The following is a 15642-nucleotide window of genomic DNA, read 5'->3' on the forward strand; positions in this document are numbered from 1 at the left end:
GCCCCCTCCCCCTCGATACCAGCAAACGCCACATCGACGCCTTGGTGGCTGAAGCTGAAAAACTGTCGACCGGGATACGCCAGATCGTCGACGGGAAGACCGGCCAGGGTGAGTGCATCGCGCAAGGGTCGCAGGTCGTTATTGCTCAGCATTCTCATGTGCATGACTTGCTCCTCGTAAATTGTTCCGGCGCTCGTCATCGTACCGAAACTCAACAACACACCACCACATGACCCAGCGCAAATGATCACCCCAGCCCATCAGCTAAGCTCAACCTATCATCACGACAGGGAATCGACATGAGCAAGGCAGACGAGCTAGCGGCCAAACTGAGGAAAGCCCAGCAAACCCGCGCGGATACCGACAACTGCGCCGACCTGGCGATCGAGCATTGGCCCGCCCAAGTCTACGAACTGTATCGCCAGATCGAAATCTGGCTGGCGCCCGTGTGCGAGGCGGGCCTGGACATTCGGCGCAACCCCACCCATGTATTTGAAAGTCATTCCAGCGGCTCGACGTACAGCTACGCCATCGATCAACTGGTGATCGAAGGCAATCATCACCGCATTTCATTCGACCCGATTGCGCGTTTCTCGTCCAAGGGCGAGGGATGCATTGAAGTCCATATGAAGGGGCAGGAACACTGCATCGTGCGCTCGCTCGGCGAACATGGTGAATCGTTTTGGCATATCCAGGCCCTGCGCCAGACCGGGCAACCGCGTCTTGAACCCACCATGCTGGACGAGGACGCCTTGCTCGCGCTGGTAGAGCAAGGCCTGGGGCTTTAACGCAAATGGGCGACCCTTGAGGTCGCCCATTTCGTTGGAGAGCCCACTAGAACTGCGGCGCTGATTCGACGGTTGGATCGCTCCCTGGCACCGGTAGCGTCAGTTCCTCCACCGGTCTTCCCACGAGTTTATGCAAGGCATTGTCGATTTCGTCAGCCGCGCCTTGCGCGTATCGGGTATCCGCCCAGCTCCAGTACGGATCGAACATCAGCCCGCCGAGCCATAGGGCGCTGCATCCGTAGTCGATGAAAACTCCCGGAGCGCTGACCGAGCGGCCAGCACCGTCAGAACAGCGGCAACGCCCAACACCGCCGCACTGGTTTCGAAGGTCGCGCGATAGCCACTCAGGTCGAACAGAAGGCCGCCCACTGTCGCACCCGCAGCGATGGCGAGCTGGACGATCGCCACCATCAGACCGCCGCCGGCTTCGGCATCTTCCGGCAGCGTTCGCGAAAGCCAGGTCCACCAACCTACGGGCGCCGCCGTGGCCACCAGGCCCCAGAGGCCGAGCAGGAGGGTCGCGATCATCACCGACCCGCCGAACCCCACCAAGGCAATGGCAATCGCGGCCATCAACAGCGGGATGATAATGAGCGTCCGATAGAGGTTGTTTTTCAAGCAGGCCCCGATCAGGAAGGTGCCCAGCAGACCCGCCACACCGATCACCAGCAGCATGAAGGACAGCATGGAAACGCTCACCTGCGTCACCGCTTCAAGGAACGGGCGCAGGTAGGTGAACAACATGAACTGGCCCATGAAAAATGTGCTGACCGCCAGCATACCCAGCGCGACCGGTGCCCGGGTCATCAACTTGAAGACATTGGTGCTGCCCTGCTTCGCCTGCGAAGGCATGGAGGGCAGGCGTAACAGCAGCCAGACCAGGGCGATGGCGGCGACGGGCACGATGCAGAAAAACGCGCCACGCCAACCGATGATCGACCCCAGGAAACTGCCCAGCGGCGCAGCGACCACCGTCGCCAAGGCATTGCCGCCATTGACGATGGCCAGTGCCTGCGGAACCTGATCGTCCGGCACAAGCCGCATGGCGGTAGCCGCCGACAACGACCAGAAGCCGCCAATCGCCACGCCGATCAACGCGCGACCGAGCATGAATACCGAGTAATTCGGCGCGAACGCCACCACGGTGCCGGAAACGATCATCAGCAAGGTCAGCCCCAGGAGAAGCCATTTGCGATCGACCCGGGCGGCGATCGATGCGATGAACAGGCTCGTGATCAGGGCAAAGGCGCCAGAGACGGCAATGCCTTGGCCGGCCTGCCCTTCGCTGACGTGAAGATCGGCCGCTACCGGCGTCAGCAAGCTGACTGGCATGAACTCCGAGGCAACGAGCACGAACGCGGCGAGGGCCATGGCAAGTACCGCGCCCCAGGCGGGTTGGACTTGTGGTTTAGGTAATGAGGTATCGGTCATTGGACAAAAATCCTGTGTTTCTTGTGTGGGAGCGAGCTTGCTCGCGATGATGGCGGCACATCCAACATCACCGTCTCAGGCAGACCGCTATCGCGAGCAGGCTCGCTCCCACAGTTTTGAATGGGGGTGTTCATGCATTCGTGCCCGCCACCTATTCCCCTGTGGGAGCGAGCTTGCTCGCGATGACGGTGGCACAGCCAACATCACCATCTCTGGCAGACCGCTATCGCGAGCAAGCTCGCTCCCACAGTTTTGAATGGGGTGTTCATGCATTCGTGCCCGCCACCTATTCCCCTGTGGGAGCGAGCCTGCTCGCGATGACGGTGGCACATTCAACATCACTGTCTCAGGCAGACCGCTTTCGCGAGCAAGCTCGCTCCCACAGTTTTGAATGGGGTGTTCATGCATTCGTGCCCGCCACCTATTCCCCTGTGGGAGCGAGCCTGCTCGCGATGACGGTGGCACATTCAACATCACTGTCTCAGGCAGACCGCTTTCGCGAGCAACCCGGTGGCGCGTCTATCAGCCGACCAAGGTCGCGTTATCGATCACGAAGCGATACTTCACATCGCCCTTGAGCATGCGCTCGTAGGACGCGTTGATCTGCTCGACCCGGACCAGTTCGATGTCGGCGACGATGCCGTGCTCTGCGCAGAAATCGAGCATCTCCTGGGTCTCGGGGATGCCGCCGATCATCGACCCGGCGAGGGTGCGTCGCTTCATGATCAGGTTGAAGACATTCGGCGAAGGATGCGCAGTTGCCGGCGCGCCCACCAGGGCCATCGTGCCGTCGCGCTTGAGCAGCACCAGCAACGCGTCCAGATCGTGAGGGGCCGCCACGGTGTTCAAGATGAAATCGAAAGTCTTGGTATGCGCGGCCATTTCTTCAGCATTGCGCGACACGACGACCTCGTCGGCCCCCAACTGCCTCGCATCCTCACGCTTGGACTCGGACGTGGTGAACGCCACGACATGAGCTCCCATCGCATGGGCGAGCTTGATGCCCATGTGGCCCAGTCCACCGATGCCGACCACACCCACCTTCTTGCCCGGCCCGACGTTCCAGTGGCGCAACGGCGAATAGGTGGTGATGCCCGCGCAAAGCAGCGGCGCGACAGCGGCAAGCTGGGCTTCGGGGTGACGAATGCGCAACACATAGCGCTCATGCACCACGATGTTTTGCGAATAGCCACCCAGCGTCCAACCGGGCTCATCCGGGGTGGGGAAGTTGTAGGTCCCGATCATCCCGTCACAATAGTTTTCCAAGCCGCTGTCGCAGTCGTCACAGTGCTTGCAGCTGTCGACGATGCAGCCAACGCCCACCAGGTCGCCGGTCTTGAAGCCGGACACATGGGCGCCGACCGCCGCGACCCGGCCGACGATTTCGTGGCCCGGCACGCAAGGGAACTGGGTACCCGCCCACTCGGCACGCACCTGGTGCAGGTCCGAATGGCAGATACCACAAAAAGCGATGTCGATCTGGACGTCGTGGGCGCCTGGCGTGCGACGAGTGATCTGCAGGGGTTCAAGGGGCTTGTCACCCGTGTGGGCGCCATAGGCTTGTACACGCATCAGAAGACTCCTTGCTGGATTGAATGAGGTTGTATCTTCAAGGCTCGGCCCGGCCGGCCGGTAGTGCATTACGCTGAGATGCTTGCCTGATCCTATGAGTGTTTCTATTGCGTATAGGCAGCGCTTCGCTTGGCGAGTTAATGTTCTGCCTATAGCGCTTGAGCTCAGATGACACCCGGACCCGACATGGCCATTCAACGCAGATCCGTACAAGAGACTCTGGCCGCCATCATTGGCACCCGGACCCCACGCGCGGGGGACTTTGAAACGCCTATCGCCGGCCTCGTCTTCTTCCGGCGTGACACCCCGGCGCCGCCGGTGACTTGCATGATCGAACCGAGCATCGTGCTGGTGGTTCAAGGCGAGAAGCAGGTCTGGATCGGCGGCGAAGCCTATGGCTACGACACCGGGCGGTTCCTCATGACCTCCCTGGACATCCCGGCCAATTCCGAGGTGATGCAGGCCAGCCCGGAACAGCCCTGCCTGGGCCTGGTCCTGAGGCTCGACTTGCGCACGGTGGCCGATCTGATCGCCCAAGGCAGCCTGTCGCCGCCGCGTGATCGAGCGGTCGGGATCGGCGCGGGAATCGGCACCGCAACGCCGGACCTGCTGGAACCGTTCGCGCGCCTGCTGGGGTTACTGGATGAGCCCGAAGCCATCCCCATACTGGCGCCGTTGATCCAGCGCGAGATTCACTACCGGCTGCTGCTCAGCGACCAGGCCGCCCGACTGCGGCAGATCGTTTCGGTCGATAGCCAGGGCTACCGGATCGCCAAGGCCATCGACTGGTTGAAATTGAACTACACCGAAGCCGTGCGCGTAGACGACCTCGCGGCGCGGGTGCAAATGAGTGCGCCGACGTTTCACCACCACTTCCGCCAGCTCACGGCGATGAGCCCGCTGCAATACCAGAAGTGGCTGCGGTTGAACGAAGCAAAACGCTTGATGCTCAACGAGCACGTGGACGTGGCGAGTGCGGCCTTCAAGGTGGGCTATGAAAGCCCTTCCCAGTTCAGCCGCGAATACGCCCGCTTGTTTGGCGTGCCGCCCAAGCGGGACATTGCGGCGTTGCGCGGGCCGGCCAAGGCTGGTTGATTCATCAGTGGGAGCAAAGCTTGCTCGCGATGCAGGCACCTTGGCCTTTGGGAGACCGCGTCAGCTTCATCGCGGGCAAGCCTTGCTCCCACAGAGCGGTGCCTTTTGTGCCAACGCAACACACTTCAACGCGATTGGAGATTCGCTCGTACTGCGCGATTGCCAATCGCAACCCAACGATGCGTAAACTCTGGAAGACCTTGGAAGGCGCTTCGCTGCAGCGGCCGGGCAGCGCACCCTCTGCGCCAGAAGGTGCGAACTGATCGGTGGAGGCTACGCGTTCAAGCCGATCCAGCCATGGATCCCCACGTAGAGACCGACGCCGATGATCAACACGCTGGACAAGTAAGGTGCCCGGCGAGCAACGGTGCCCAGCCAAGGCCAGCGGTTGGAAGCCTGCCGTGCACCAATGGCCGCCGCAGCCCCCACGGTCACCAGGGTAATCGCCAGGCCGACGCTGAAGCACAGGACAAGCAGACCGCCCAGCGCGACTTCTTTGACTTGCAGGCACAGCAGCAGCACGGTAATGGCCGCAGGACAAGGAATCAGCCCGCCCGTCAGGCCAAACACGATGATCTGGCCGGTGGTGACCTCCCGATTGGTGAAGCGCTTACGGATGTCATTGGCATGCGCCTGTTCGTGGGCGTCCTGATAACCCTCCAGCGACAGCGCCAGGCCTTTGGGTTCGGGATGCCCGTGGTCATGTTCGTGGTGGTGGTGATGATCGTGATGATGGTGGTCATGTCCCTGTTGGAACCTGAACATCCGCTCGCCACGCCAGGTACGCCACAGCATCCACAGCGCGATGGCAACGATCAGCGCAGCAGATACCAGTTGGAAATAAGGCTCGGTGGTTTCAGCGTCCAACCCCTGGCCCAGGTACATGCCGCCGATCGCGACCAGCCACACCACCGCAGTGTGGGACAGCGTCGCGGCCAAGCCCAGCAACACCGCCTGCTTGACCGAGCCCCGAATCGCCACGATAAACGCCGCCATCATGGTTTTCGAATGACCCGGCTCCAGGCCATGCAAGGCACCCAGCAAGATAGCGCTGGGGAAATACAGCCAGGCGTGAGTGCCACCCTGTTGCAGCAGTTCAGCAAAATTGGGCATGTCGGGCCTAGAGGTACTTGGTGATTTGTTTGAAGGCTTCCAGCGGCGCGCGCTCGCCTTTATGCAACGACGAAACGGTGTCCTCCAGGCAGTGATCGATGTGATCCTGGATCAACGTCCGCTTGGCCTGGCACACCGCTTTCTCCACCGCATGCAACTGCTGGGCGATATCCACGCACTCACGGCCCTCTTCGATCATCGTGATAATGCTGCGCAAATGACCGTCCGCGCGCTTGAGGCGCTTGACGATCGCCGCATGGCTTTGGTGGGGATGTTCGTGGTCGTGCGCACTCATGACTTGAGCCCTGGCTTTCGATGAATTTACCCCGCCATCCTATCCCCCCAGGGGGGATACAAGCAAACCCATCGAAACGCCGACCAACCTGTGGGAGCGAGCTTGCTCGCGATGACGACAGCACATCCAACATCGCCACCAACTGCCCCACCGCTATCGCGAGCAAGCTCGCTCCCACAGAGGATTGAGGGTGTACGCAATATCTGTGAACACACCGAAAAAAACTGTGGGAGCGAGCCTGCTCGCGATGACGGCATCACATCCAACATCGCCACCAACTGCCCCACCGCTTTCGCGAGCAGGCTCGCTCCCACAGGATTGCAGACTGCACAGGGCGATGAGCAAGACAGTGCAGGCGACCTCGTGAGGTCGCCCACTTCCCTTACGACGCCAAGACCTGCGCCTGCAATCGCCGCCCAATCACATCCAGCAAATCACACCCATCGCGCAGCGGGATCGCTAGCACTTGGGCAAAATCATGGAGTATCACGGCGTCCGTACTGATGTCGGAACGCATGGCGAGGTTTTCCAGCAACTGGGTTACAGCGGCGATACGGTAAGCGGCGGTGTCGTGCAGCACGTCCAGCGGTGCTTCTGTGTCGATCAAGAGCGCGTGGAAATTGTTTTCGATACCGGTGATGGGCATGTAACGGGACATGAGGGGTTACTCCTGCGGGGTTGGGAGGTCAGTGCCGGGTTGAAGATAGGGATGCCACTGATGAAGGACCGAATCCGGGGTCGGAATTCGTAGATCGAGCAGGAGGTTGTAATTGATGTAATGGAGGACAGATTGGATGAGGTTGAGATGATGCGTGCCTTGCGGACACGGTTTTAAAGCAATAGCAGTACCTTTTGTCATTGGGCGATCTCAGGATTAATTGAAAAAAATCCCAGGCATTAGGGCTTCCACACCCTGCCGCTGAATTTGCAGCGACGGAGAGAACTTAGCGCACGGGGTGATCGGGTGGATAGTCAGCGGGGAGCGACGCAGCTTGAGGGAAATTTCCGATGGAGGTGTCCGGCGATGGATTGGGCTGCGCAGCTAGGGCGACAAGGACAAATCTCGAAACGAATGAGCGCTCAACGCTTTTCGTCCAGACCGCAACATAGGCCATGCCAACGGGATGGGCTATAATCGGCCAACCAACGCGATTGAGGTCCAGCCCATGGGCAATGTCAGCCTTGAAACCAAAAAGGCCTATGCCGCCAGGACGCGTAGATCCAACTACGCAGCCAGCCTCCGTCTGGAAGGTTTCAAAACGACCTTCGCCGACGGCGAACGCAAAATGCCAACGCGTGAAGAGGTCTTGAAGGCCTTCACCCAGACCAGAACCTGATGCCTGACAAATATGGAGTCGGCGAGGACGCTTATTGCTATCCCGGCTCCACCGTCCTTCGCAACAAACTCGATATTCGAGACGAACCGACCCTAAGCGAAGCCGAACAACAGCTCTCGGCCATCGCAGCGGACAACGTCGAGTTCAGCCCTCCTCCCTACAGCCTGACCTACCTTCAAAACATTCATCGAATCCTCTTTTCAGACCTGTTCGAATGGGCCGGAGAGCTGCGCACCGTTGGCATGTCCAAACAAGCCACCCGCTTCTGCCAACCTGAGTACATGGAGAAGGAAGCCAATAAGATCTTCGCCAACATGGCCGCGGCGAACTGGTTCGAGGGCATGGAGCGGGCTGAGCTGATCGTCGCTGTGGCAGAGGCCTATTCCGACATCAACGTCGTACACCCCTTCCGCGAAGGCAACGGTCGTGCGCAACGTATCTTGTTTGAACACCTGATCATGAATGCCGGATTTGAAATCAGTTGGTGGGGGATTGAGAAGGACGAGTGGATTTTTGCCAACATCGCGGCTTATAACGGCGTCATGGAGCCTATGGAGCAGGTTTTTGAGAAGTGTATTGGGCAGGCGATTCAAGCTTGACCGTACAACGTTATTCCCCCCCGCTCAGCAGCTTACTGTTTATTTCGCCAAGTGATACAGTCACCGCCAATCAACATCTGCTGAAGCACTGAAAATGTACAGGACGAGATCTTTCCCATCCAACAAAAAAGGTCGTGACTTTGTGGTGGGCGACGTTCACGGACATTTCAAACTTCTAACAGCAGCCTTAGACAAACTAAACTTCAACACTGAGCTGGATCGCATCTTTTCCGTGGGGGACCTCATCGACCGCGGCCCCGATTCCATAGATATATTGAACTGGCTTGAGAAGCCGTGGTTCCACGCCGTACGCGGCAATCATGAGCAGATGCTTATTGACTGTATCTCCGGCCATGGCGACATACCCCGACATATCCGAAACGGTGGTGCCTGGCTCTACGAGTTACAACCCGACATTCAGCAAGAACTATCAAAATCCCTGCAAGCACTTCCACTGATCATTGAAATCAATTTATCAAGTGATCAAACAATTGGAATAGTCCATGCCGAAGCTCCTGTCATCCGAAGTAACGATGGCTGGCAGGAAGCCAAAGACGCTATCACTGGAAGTTCTGGGGAGCCACACCAGCGGCACGCCTTGAGAACAGCGCTGTATGCAAGAGAGAAAATCGAGCAACAAGACCACACTTCCATCAAAGGAATAGACCGGCTCTATGTTGGGCACTCAACAGTACCCAGTGTTATACGCCTGGGCAACGTCGTTTATATCGACACAGGCTGCTCATTTTCCGACGGCGCATTGAGCCTGGTAGACATCCAAACCGAAACCATAATCAGCATAAGCATGGGCCAGTGAGAATGGGACAGTCTCATTTGCTTTGATCCTCGGTGTGAGATCAACGTCATGCCATTCCATATCCCACATTTACCCGCAGAAATGTACCCTCGACGGCGGCGCCTGTGAGGCTTTTCAGATCTGCGCAGGATGGAAACAATTCCCGTCGAGACACACCTTGCGACAGCCTGCTAATTCAAGCGCTCGGTCAACGGTATAAGATGTCCGAAAACGTCCACCATCGAGGCTGCCATGTCCGGCATATCTCTGAATCTGCCCGAAGACCTATCGAACTCCCTCGCCGACCTGGCCAAGACCAACGGCCAAAGTCCGAGCTACCTGGCGATGGACGTTCTTCGCGACTACATCGAACATGAAAAAGCGTTGACCACACAGATCGAACTTGCGGTAAAGGAAGCTGACCAAGGCAAATTTGCTACCGATGAGCAAGTGGCAGCGATGCGTGCCCGGCGCTGGAGTCAAACCAGACGCCGGAATGGGCAGTCCCAAACGGGTCTAATCTGATTCAGATTCCTAATGCCCCTACAAACTCCCCCGCTCTACGGATTTACTATACCGTTACCGAAACAAATCCAATCCGCAGACAACAAAAAGCCGCCTCATCGGCGGCTAATTTTTTTACGAACAATATTTAGCGACTAAGCCTTCAGTTCTTCTGGTGTATGCGTCTTGAGCCAATCGGCCAAGGCGGCGTTCATCCGTGTTTGCCAGCCCGGGCCAGAAGCTCTGAATCTCTCCAGCACGTCAGCATCGAAACGAACATTGACGTGCTCTTTAGTAGCTACCGACTTGGGTCGACCACGCTTTGGCTTGAGCATTTCCTTTGCCTGAGCTTTGCCAAACAACCCACCAAGCACCTCGCTGGCTGGTTTGGCCTTGGCAAAGTCTTCGGTCGACCATTCGGGGTTTGCCGTATCGACCCTCTCAGGACTGGGTTTCTTGGTCATAATTTTTGACCTCCCGTTTGTTGGCTTTACGAAAGCTGATGACGTGGACCGCGTCACCCCGTGGGGTAAACACTACGACATGCAGCCGATCCCCTATGTACCCCATCGCCCGATAACGACACTCGCCGTAGTCGAATCGATCATCTTCCAGGATCAATGCTGTAGACCATTCAAAGTCCCGCACGAGGGCAAACGGAAGTCCACGTTCTTCGACGTTGCGAGCGTCTTTGGCTGGGTCATAAGTAATCTGCATGCAATTATCGTAGCCACATTAAATCGTCAACACAAGGTGCGCGTTGAAACGCTGACCGAGCACGCGCCCTGCCTGGTTGTCATCAAAGATTGAGTGGCTAGGCGTGAGAGCCCGCCAAGTACCCGACAAGCATCCCTGATAAACTGCGTCCATTCGCCCCGATGAATCAGATTCCCAATGCCCCTACAAACTGCCCCGCTCTCCCACCGCTTCTCCGTCGCCCCGATGATGGACTGGACCGACGCCCACTGTCGCTTCTTCCTACGCATCCTCTCCAAACACGCCCTGCTCTACACCGAAATGGTCACCACCGGCGCGCTACTCAACGGTGACCACGAACGTTTCCTACGCCACCACCCATCCGAACACCCGCTAGCCCTGCAACTGGGCGGCAGCGTCCCAGCCGACCTGGCTGCCTGCGCCCGTATGGCCCAGGACCACGGCTACGATGAGGTCAACCTCAACGTCGGCTGCCCCAGCGACCGGGTGCAGAACAACATGATCGGCGCCTGCCTGATGGGGCATCCGGGTTTGGTGGCTGACTGTGTAAAGGCCATGCGCGATGCTGTGTCGATTCCGGTGACGGTCAAGCATCGCATCGGGATCAATGGGCGGGACAGTTACGAGCAGTTGTGTGAGTTTGTCGGGACGGTGCGTGAGGCCGGTTGCACGAGTTTTACCGTGCATGCGCGGATTGCGATTCTGGAGGGGTTGTCGCCGAAGGAGAATCGCGACATCCCGCCGCTGCGTTATGACGTGGCTGCGCGGTTGAAGGCGGATTTTCCGGAGTTGGAGATTGTGCTCAACGGCGGGATCAAGACGCTGGAGGCGTGCCACGAGCATTTGCAGACCTTCGACGGTGTGATGCTGGGGCGCGAGGCCTATCACAACCCGTATCTGCTGGCCGAAGTCGATCAGCAGCTGTTCGGCAGCACCGCGCCGATCATCACCCGGGCCGAGGCGCTGGCGCAGTTGCGGCCTTATATCGCCGATCACCTGGCCGCTGGCGGGGCGATGCATCACATCACTCGTCACGTGTTGGGCCTGGGCACCGGGTTCCCGGGGGCGCGGCGGTTTCGGCAGTTGTTGTCGGTGGATATTCACAAAACCAAGGATCCATTGGCGCTGCTGGATCAGGCGGGGCAACTGCTGGAAGGGCGTTAACCGTCACTTGCTTTGAACCTGCGCGCTGTTTTGGCATCGTATCTACCGATACCGCCCCGGCCTTTCAAACAGCCGTTTTCAGGTTGTTGCCGCTGGGGCCCGTCGATACCCCTTCACGCCCTTGAGTGGCTGCCGGCCCTCGGGTAATGTCAACGGACCCATAGGACAGAGCACGCTCATGACTTCCAAGCTGGAACAACTCAAACAATTCACCACCGTCGTGGCCGATACCGGCGACTTCGAGGCCATCGCCCGCGTCAAACCCGTGGACGCGACCACCAACCCTTCCCTGCTGCTCAAGGCCTCGGCCATTCAAGGTTATGCCGAGCAACTGAACGCCTGCGTGGCGGACTGCAAGGGCGATGTGGGCCTGGCCAGCGACCGTTTTGCCGTGGCGGTCGGGCAAGAAATTCTGAAAGTGATCCCTGGGCGTATTTCCACTGAAGTGGACGCGCGCCTGTCGTTCGACACCGAGGACATGTTGAAGCGTGCGCATCGCCTGATCGATCTGTACGACAAGGCCGGCATTGGCCGCGAGCGCGTGCTGATCAAGATCGCTTCCACCTGGGAAGGCATTCGTGCCGCCGAGCAGCTGGAGCGTGAAGGCATCCAGTGCAACCTGACCCTGCTGTTCTCCTTCGCCCAGGCCGCCGCCTGCGCCGATGCCGGGGTGTTCCTGATTTCGCCGTTCGTGGGCCGTATCTACGACTGGTACAAGAAAGCCAATGGCAACGACTACACCGGCGCTGATGATCCGGGCGTGCAGTCGGTGACGCGTATCTACAACTACTACAAGGCCAATGACTACAAGACCGTGGTCATGGGCGCGAGCTTCCGCAACCTCAACCAGATCGAGCAACTGGCCGGCTGCGACCGCCTGACCGTCAGCCCGGACCTGCTGGAAAAACTGGCCGCCGACGAAGGCAAGCTGGAGCGCAAGCTGGCGCCAGGGCAAGCCGGGGAAACGCGCTTGATCCTCAATGAAACGCAGTTCCGCTGGTTGTCCAACGAGGACGCCATGGCGACCGAGAAACTGGCAGAAGGTATTCGTCAGTTTGCCCGGGACCAGGAGAAGCTGGAGGCGTTGCTGCAAGCCAAGCTTTGAGCTGATTCACAAGGCATGCAAAAAGGGCGAACCTTGGTGGGTTCGCCCTTTTTTATTGGGATTTGGCTTCGCGCTGAGGGATCAGGTGGCTGAACCGGCGCTTTCGCGAGCAAGCCCGCTCCCACAGGGGGATTTGGGTAGGATTCAGTTTTTTTGACCGGCGCAAGACCTGTGGGAGCGGGCTTGCTCGCGAAGGCGTCCGTCAGGCCAATACATGCCCCGAGGTCAAGGCCCCTCTAGCGCATTCACCAGGTCATGGAAGGCTTCACGATTGGAGTCGTTGAGCCCCATCAGGATCTTGTGGGCTTCGAGCACCTTGATCCGCACTTCTTCTTCGGACTGGTCCTGGTCAGGCAGGTCGTCCAGGCATTCCGGGCACGGCACAGGGTCGCCCACGATGTTGAACACCTGGTCGAAGCCCATCGATTGCAGCAGACGGGTAATGTCGTTGTGGGTGGTGACGACTGTCGGCAGCAGGCCGACCTTCTGCCGCGACAGGATCGACAGTTTGGCCAGCAGGCCCAATGTGGTGCTGTCGATGCTGCGGGTTTCGGTCAGGTCGATCACGATGGCGCTGAAGTTCAGCGAGGTGAAGATCCGCTCAATAGTCGCATCCAGCGCCGAACACAGGGTCAGGCGCACTTCACCGACAAACTTCAGGACAAAGGTGCCGTCCTGCTCGGCGAACTGGATTCTACCGGTACTCATCAAAGGTTCCTGCTCAACACTAACAGGGCGATATCATCCGGCATCTCCCCGAGCGTGGCTAATCCAAACACTTGACGCAAGCCTTCCAGGCTGCCGCCCGCTGCACTCACCCGTTCAGGCAAGGCCGCTTCTTTCTCTTTGAGTGTAGGTTCTGTCAAAAGGTCCAAAATGCCATCAGACATCAGCGTCAGGCTGAATGTCGGCGGCAATTCCAGTACGTGGTCTTCGTAGGTGGCCTCGTTGAACAGGCCCACCGGTAAACCACGCCCTTCCAGGTAACGAACGCTGTCTGGTGTATACAACACAGGCAAAGGCAGGTGACCGCCGATGCTATAGGTCAACAAACCAGTCTCCTCGTCGATGACTCCACCGACCATTGTGACGTGTTTGCCCAGCTTACAACTGATCAGGCCTCGGTTGATATGCCCAAGGACTTCCGAGGGCTTGAACTCTGGCAGCGTGCCGTTGCGCTTGGATTCGAACAACAGGCGTGTGGTCATGAATTTCAACAGCACCGTCACGAATGCCGAAGAAGCACCATGGCCGGAAACGTCCGCCAGGTAGAACGCCACACGTCGTTCATCGACCCGGAAATAGTCCACGAAATCGCCCGACAGGTACAGCGACGGGATGATCTGGTGGGCAAAACGGAAATCGTCGACGGTCCAGGGGCTGACCGGCAGCATGTTCATCTGTACCTGGCGCCCGGCGTTCTGGTCTTCCTGCAACAGGTTCAGGCTGGCTTCCAGTTCGCGGTTGGCGGTTTCCAGCTTTTCGCGGTAACGCTGGTTCTCCAACAACAGCCGCGAACGGTCCAAGGCCCGGCGCACCGAGTGCTCGAGCACCGCGAGGTCTTCAAGGGGCTTGATCAGGTAATCCGCCGCGCCCAGGCGCAATGCCTCGACCGCGTCGTTCATCACGCCCGCGCCCGAAACCACGATCACCGGGGTCTGCGAGGAAATCTCGGTGACCTGGCGAATGAGTTCGAGTCCGCCCATCTGCGGCATGCGCAGGTCGCAGATGACCAGGTCGGGCTTGTCTTGCTCGAATACCTGAAGACCCTGTTGGCCATTGCTGGCCTGCAGGACGCTGAAACCACTGTCTTCCAAGTAGGCTGCGAGACTGGCTCGCACCACTTCGTCATCATCGATTATCAGCAGCGTGGCACTGGTTTTTGGCATGTGGGCAAACGGCGCCAGAATTAGGTTGGCGTAGCGGGCTGGGCGGTCTGGCCTGGCACGCACTACTGGATTCGCTTTCTAGCCTCTCTGTCGTACCGGTTTCAGGCCTTTGCCCTACACACAACTACATCAGAGGTGCCCTTCTAAGGCGCAGACGGTACTCCCATCCGCGGGGCGTTTCAAGCTCATGCAGATAGCCGCTTGCCGTCTTTATTTGTCAAAGCACAGAGAGTTATAAGAACCGAGCGAAGCGTAACTCAATGGAAGGATCAAACCTGCTCAAAGCCGACGCCAAAGCACAAAAGGCGGCTTTTTGGGCCGCCTTCGTGGTTTTACAGGTCGAAATTAAAAATCGTCTTCGACCTGGCCATCCTTGACCTTGAATTCGCGGTTTTGCAGGTAGGCGTTGCGGATGAAGACATACTTGTCGCCGCTCACCATCTTCTCGGCCGACAGCAGGCTGGCGCGGGTGTCGACGACGTTCAGGCCTCGAATAGAGTTACGCACCGAGACGTTATCGATATAACGATACGGGGCCGTGTAGTCATCGACCAGTTTGGCCGGCGCGTCACGCAGGGTGCTTGGCCCCAACAGCGGCAACATCAGATACGGCCCACTGCCCAGGCCCCAGTAGCCCAGGGTCTGGCCAAAATCTTCATCGCTGCGCTGCAGGCCCATCTGGGTGCCCACATCGAAGAAGCCCAGCAGGCCGAAGGTGGTGTTGAAGACCAACCGGGCGGTGTCGACCCCGGCAGCGGCCGGCTTGGCCTGCAGCACGTTATTGGCCAGGTTGCCGACGTCACCGATGTTGCGGAACATGTTGTGGATGCCGTCTTCGAGGAACTGCGGCGTCACGTATTGATAACCCTGGGCCAGTGGCTTGAGCGCATAGGTATCAACAGTGTCGTTGAAGGTGAAGATTGGACGGTTGATGCTTTCCCAAGGATCTTCTTCCGTGGCGGCCTGAGTGGCGAACGGTACCAGCAGGGCGCAGGTGGAAAGACACAGCTGAGCTAGACGATGGCTCCAGCGCATAGAGGAAAACTCCTTGGATTGTTCAAGCAAGGGCGCCGAGCCCAGGCGGTAAGCTGGCTAGTATAAGACGGAACGCGTGGATAGGCAGCACCGAAAAAACAAGCGGGCGTAGGACGTTTCCGCGACCACTGCCCTTCATTTCACTGTCACCGGACTGTCATCGAGGCCCTTTAGGCTGCTGGTTATTTCAAGGACGTTCCCA

18 protein-coding genes and 1 pseudogene are annotated in these 15642 nt (G+C 58.7%); 9 read left to right on the plus strand and 10 right to left on the minus strand.

Features of this window, described 5'->3' with window-relative positions; genetic code table 11:
* Positions 1-299 precede the first annotated feature (299 nt).
* Positions 300-788, plus strand: coding sequence for a hypothetical protein (locus tag B0E42_RS01675; RefSeq protein ID WP_077505409.1), 489 nt, complete (start codon positions 300-302; stop codon positions 786-788).
* A gap of 207 nt (positions 789-995) precedes the next feature.
* On the opposite strand, the gene B0E42_RS01680 is transcribed toward B0E42_RS01675, so the two are convergent.
* Both B0E42_RS01680 and B0E42_RS01685 read right to left on the minus strand, forming a co-directional pair.
* Positions 996-2219 (minus strand): MFS transporter, encoded by a 1224-nt coding sequence (locus B0E42_RS01680; RefSeq protein ID WP_053186935.1) that lies wholly within the window; start codon positions 2217-2219, stop codon positions 996-998.
* 522 nt (positions 2220-2741) lie between these two features.
* Positions 2742-3791 (minus strand): NAD(P)-dependent alcohol dehydrogenase, encoded by a 1050-nt coding sequence (locus B0E42_RS01685; RefSeq protein WP_077505411.1) that lies wholly within the window; start codon positions 3789-3791, stop codon positions 2742-2744.
* Between the two features lie 186 nt (positions 3792-3977).
* Between B0E42_RS01685 and B0E42_RS01690 the strand changes: the two genes are divergently transcribed.
* Both B0E42_RS01690 and B0E42_RS31385 read left to right on the plus strand, forming a co-directional pair.
* Entirely contained in the window at positions 3978-4886 is a 909-nt protein-coding gene (locus B0E42_RS01690) for an AraC family transcriptional regulator (RefSeq protein WP_077505413.1), read from the plus strand.
* Positions 4887-5011: 125 nt separating this feature from the next.
* Positions 5012-5149 (plus strand): annotated as a pseudogene (locus B0E42_RS31385) (LysR family transcriptional regulator); the annotation flags it as partial.
* Between the two features lie 10 nt (positions 5150-5159).
* On the opposite strand, the gene B0E42_RS01700 reads toward B0E42_RS31385, so the two are convergent.
* The 3 genes from B0E42_RS01700 to B0E42_RS01710 all read right to left on the minus strand — a co-directional run bounded on the left by B0E42_RS01700 (position 5160) and on the right by B0E42_RS01710 (position 6952).
* Positions 5160-5999: a nickel/cobalt efflux protein RcnA gene (locus tag B0E42_RS01700; RefSeq protein ID WP_077505417.1), complete on the minus strand. Its 840-nt coding sequence runs from the start codon at positions 5997-5999 to the stop codon at positions 5160-5162.
* A gap of 7 nt (positions 6000-6006) precedes the next feature.
* On the minus strand, positions 6007-6294 hold the full coding sequence (locus B0E42_RS01705) for a metal-sensing transcriptional repressor (protein WP_003199793.1): 288 nt from the start codon (positions 6292-6294) through the stop codon (positions 6007-6009).
* A 382-nt stretch (positions 6295-6676) separates the two neighbouring features.
* Positions 6677-6952: a hypothetical protein gene (locus B0E42_RS01710; RefSeq protein WP_013692639.1), complete on the minus strand. Its 276-nt coding sequence runs from the start codon at positions 6950-6952 to the stop codon at positions 6677-6679.
* A gap of 508 nt (positions 6953-7460) precedes the next feature.
* Here B0E42_RS01710 and B0E42_RS29565 point away from each other — a divergent pair.
* The 4 genes from B0E42_RS29565 (at position 7461) to B0E42_RS01725 (ending at position 9551) form a co-directional block, all read left to right on the plus strand.
* Positions 7461-7631 (plus strand): YhfG family protein, encoded by a 171-nt coding sequence (locus B0E42_RS29565; protein ID WP_003199786.1) that lies wholly within the window; start codon positions 7461-7463, stop codon positions 7629-7631.
* The gene (locus tag B0E42_RS01715) at positions 7631-8230 is read left to right on the plus strand and encodes a putative adenosine monophosphate-protein transferase Fic (RefSeq protein ID WP_077505419.1); all 600 of its coding nucleotides are present in this window, start codon (positions 7631-7633) and stop codon (positions 8228-8230) included. The genes B0E42_RS29565 and B0E42_RS01715 overlap by 1 nt, the downstream gene beginning before the upstream one ends.
* A gap of 94 nt (positions 8231-8324) precedes the next feature.
* Positions 8325-9047, plus strand: coding sequence for a metallophosphoesterase (locus tag B0E42_RS01720; RefSeq protein ID WP_077505421.1), 723 nt, complete (start codon positions 8325-8327; stop codon positions 9045-9047).
* A gap of 231 nt (positions 9048-9278) precedes the next feature.
* Positions 9279-9551 carry a CopG family ribbon-helix-helix protein gene (locus B0E42_RS01725; RefSeq protein ID WP_077505423.1) on the plus strand — a complete coding sequence of 91 codons (273 nt, stop codon included), beginning with the start codon at positions 9279-9281 and terminating at the stop codon, positions 9549-9551.
* Between the two features lie 134 nt (positions 9552-9685).
* On the opposite strand, the gene B0E42_RS01730 is transcribed toward B0E42_RS01725, so the two are convergent.
* The gene (locus B0E42_RS01730; protein WP_028237682.1) at positions 9686-9994 is read right to left on the minus strand and encodes a BrnA antitoxin family protein; all 309 of its coding nucleotides are present in this window, start codon (positions 9992-9994) and stop codon (positions 9686-9688) included.
* Positions 9972-10247 (minus strand): BrnT family toxin, encoded by a 276-nt coding sequence (locus tag B0E42_RS01735; RefSeq protein ID WP_028237683.1) that lies wholly within the window; start codon positions 10245-10247, stop codon positions 9972-9974. The genes B0E42_RS01730 and B0E42_RS01735 overlap by 23 nt, the downstream gene beginning before the upstream one ends.
* A 177-nt stretch (positions 10248-10424) precedes the next feature.
* Between B0E42_RS01735 and dusA the strand changes: the two genes are divergently transcribed.
* On the plus strand, positions 10425-11411 hold the full coding sequence (gene dusA / locus B0E42_RS01740) for a tRNA dihydrouridine(20/20a) synthase DusA (RefSeq protein WP_077505425.1): 987 nt from the start codon (positions 10425-10427) through the stop codon (positions 11409-11411).
* A gap of 178 nt (positions 11412-11589) precedes the next feature.
* Positions 11590-12516, plus strand: coding sequence for a transaldolase (gene tal, locus B0E42_RS01745; RefSeq protein WP_077505427.1), 927 nt, complete (start codon positions 11590-11592; stop codon positions 12514-12516).
* A gap of 225 nt (positions 12517-12741) precedes the next feature.
* On the opposite strand, the gene rssC is transcribed toward tal, so the two are convergent.
* The 3 genes from rssC to B0E42_RS01760 all read right to left on the minus strand — a co-directional run bounded on the left by rssC (position 12742) and on the right by B0E42_RS01760 (position 15440).
* Positions 12742-13224 carry an anti-sigma factor antagonist RssC gene (rssC, locus tag B0E42_RS01750; RefSeq protein WP_018609990.1) on the minus strand — a complete coding sequence of 161 codons (483 nt, stop codon included), beginning with the start codon at positions 13222-13224 and terminating at the stop codon, positions 12742-12744.
* Positions 13224-14405 carry a two-component system response regulator RssB gene (gene rssB / locus B0E42_RS01755; protein WP_014339338.1) on the minus strand — a complete coding sequence of 394 codons (1182 nt, stop codon included), beginning with the start codon at positions 14403-14405 and terminating at the stop codon, positions 13224-13226. Before rssB ends, rssC begins: the two co-directional genes overlap by 1 nt.
* 345 nt (positions 14406-14750) lie before the next feature.
* Entirely contained in the window at positions 14751-15440 is a 690-nt protein-coding gene (locus B0E42_RS01760; protein WP_018609988.1) for a VacJ family lipoprotein, read from the minus strand.
* Between the last annotated feature and the right edge of the window lie 202 nt (positions 15441-15642).

The sequence above is a fragment of the Pseudomonas sp. A25(2017) genome, assembly GCF_002001065.1.
Lineage (GTDB): Bacteria > Pseudomonadota > Gammaproteobacteria > Pseudomonadales > Pseudomonadaceae > Aquipseudomonas > Aquipseudomonas kilonensis.

Excerpts from the sequence above, each read along its gene's own strand:
- dusA (WP_077505425.1), top strand. The coding sequence starts at position 10,425 with ATGCCCCTACAAACTGCCCCGCTCTCCCACCGCTTCTCCGTCGCCCCG.
- tal (WP_077505427.1), top strand. The coding sequence starts at position 11,590 with ATGACTTCCAAGCTGGAACAACTCAAACAATTCACCACCGTCGTGGCC.
- rssB (WP_014339338.1), bottom strand. The coding sequence starts at position 14,405 with ATGCCAAAAACCAGTGCCACGCTGCTGATAATCGATGATGACGAAGTG.
- B0E42_RS01720 (WP_077505421.1), top strand. The coding sequence starts at position 8,325 with ATGTACAGGACGAGATCTTTCCCATCCAACAAAAAAGGTCGTGACTTT.
- B0E42_RS29565 (WP_003199786.1), top strand. The coding sequence starts at position 7,461 with ATGGGCAATGTCAGCCTTGAAACCAAAAAGGCCTATGCCGCCAGGACG.
- B0E42_RS01735 (WP_028237683.1), bottom strand. The coding sequence starts at position 10,247 with ATGCAGATTACTTATGACCCAGCCAAAGACGCTCGCAACGTCGAAGAA.
- B0E42_RS01725 (WP_077505423.1), top strand. The coding sequence starts at position 9,279 with ATGTCCGGCATATCTCTGAATCTGCCCGAAGACCTATCGAACTCCCTC.
- B0E42_RS01690 (WP_077505413.1), top strand. The coding sequence starts at position 3,978 with ATGGCCATTCAACGCAGATCCGTACAAGAGACTCTGGCCGCCATCATT.
- B0E42_RS01680 (WP_053186935.1), bottom strand. The coding sequence starts at position 2,219 with ATGACCGATACCTCATTACCTAAACCACAAGTCCAACCCGCCTGGGGC.
- B0E42_RS01730 (WP_028237682.1), bottom strand. The coding sequence starts at position 9,994 with ATGACCAAGAAACCCAGTCCTGAGAGGGTCGATACGGCAAACCCCGAA.
- B0E42_RS01700 (WP_077505417.1), bottom strand. The coding sequence starts at position 5,999 with ATGCCCAATTTTGCTGAACTGCTGCAACAGGGTGGCACTCACGCCTGG.
- rssC (WP_018609990.1), bottom strand. The coding sequence starts at position 13,224 with ATGAGTACCGGTAGAATCCAGTTCGCCGAGCAGGACGGCACCTTTGTC.
- B0E42_RS01715 (WP_077505419.1), top strand. The coding sequence starts at position 7,631 with ATGCCTGACAAATATGGAGTCGGCGAGGACGCTTATTGCTATCCCGGC.
- B0E42_RS01685 (WP_077505411.1), bottom strand. The coding sequence starts at position 3,791 with ATGCGTGTACAAGCCTATGGCGCCCACACGGGTGACAAGCCCCTTGAA.
- B0E42_RS01760 (WP_018609988.1), bottom strand. The coding sequence starts at position 15,440 with ATGCGCTGGAGCCATCGTCTAGCTCAGCTGTGTCTTTCCACCTGCGCC.
- B0E42_RS01710 (WP_013692639.1), bottom strand. The coding sequence starts at position 6,952 with ATGTCCCGTTACATGCCCATCACCGGTATCGAAAACAATTTCCACGCG.
- B0E42_RS01675 (WP_077505409.1), top strand. The coding sequence starts at position 300 with ATGAGCAAGGCAGACGAGCTAGCGGCCAAACTGAGGAAAGCCCAGCAA.
- B0E42_RS01705 (WP_003199793.1), bottom strand. The coding sequence starts at position 6,294 with ATGAGTGCGCACGACCACGAACATCCCCACCAAAGCCATGCGGCGATC.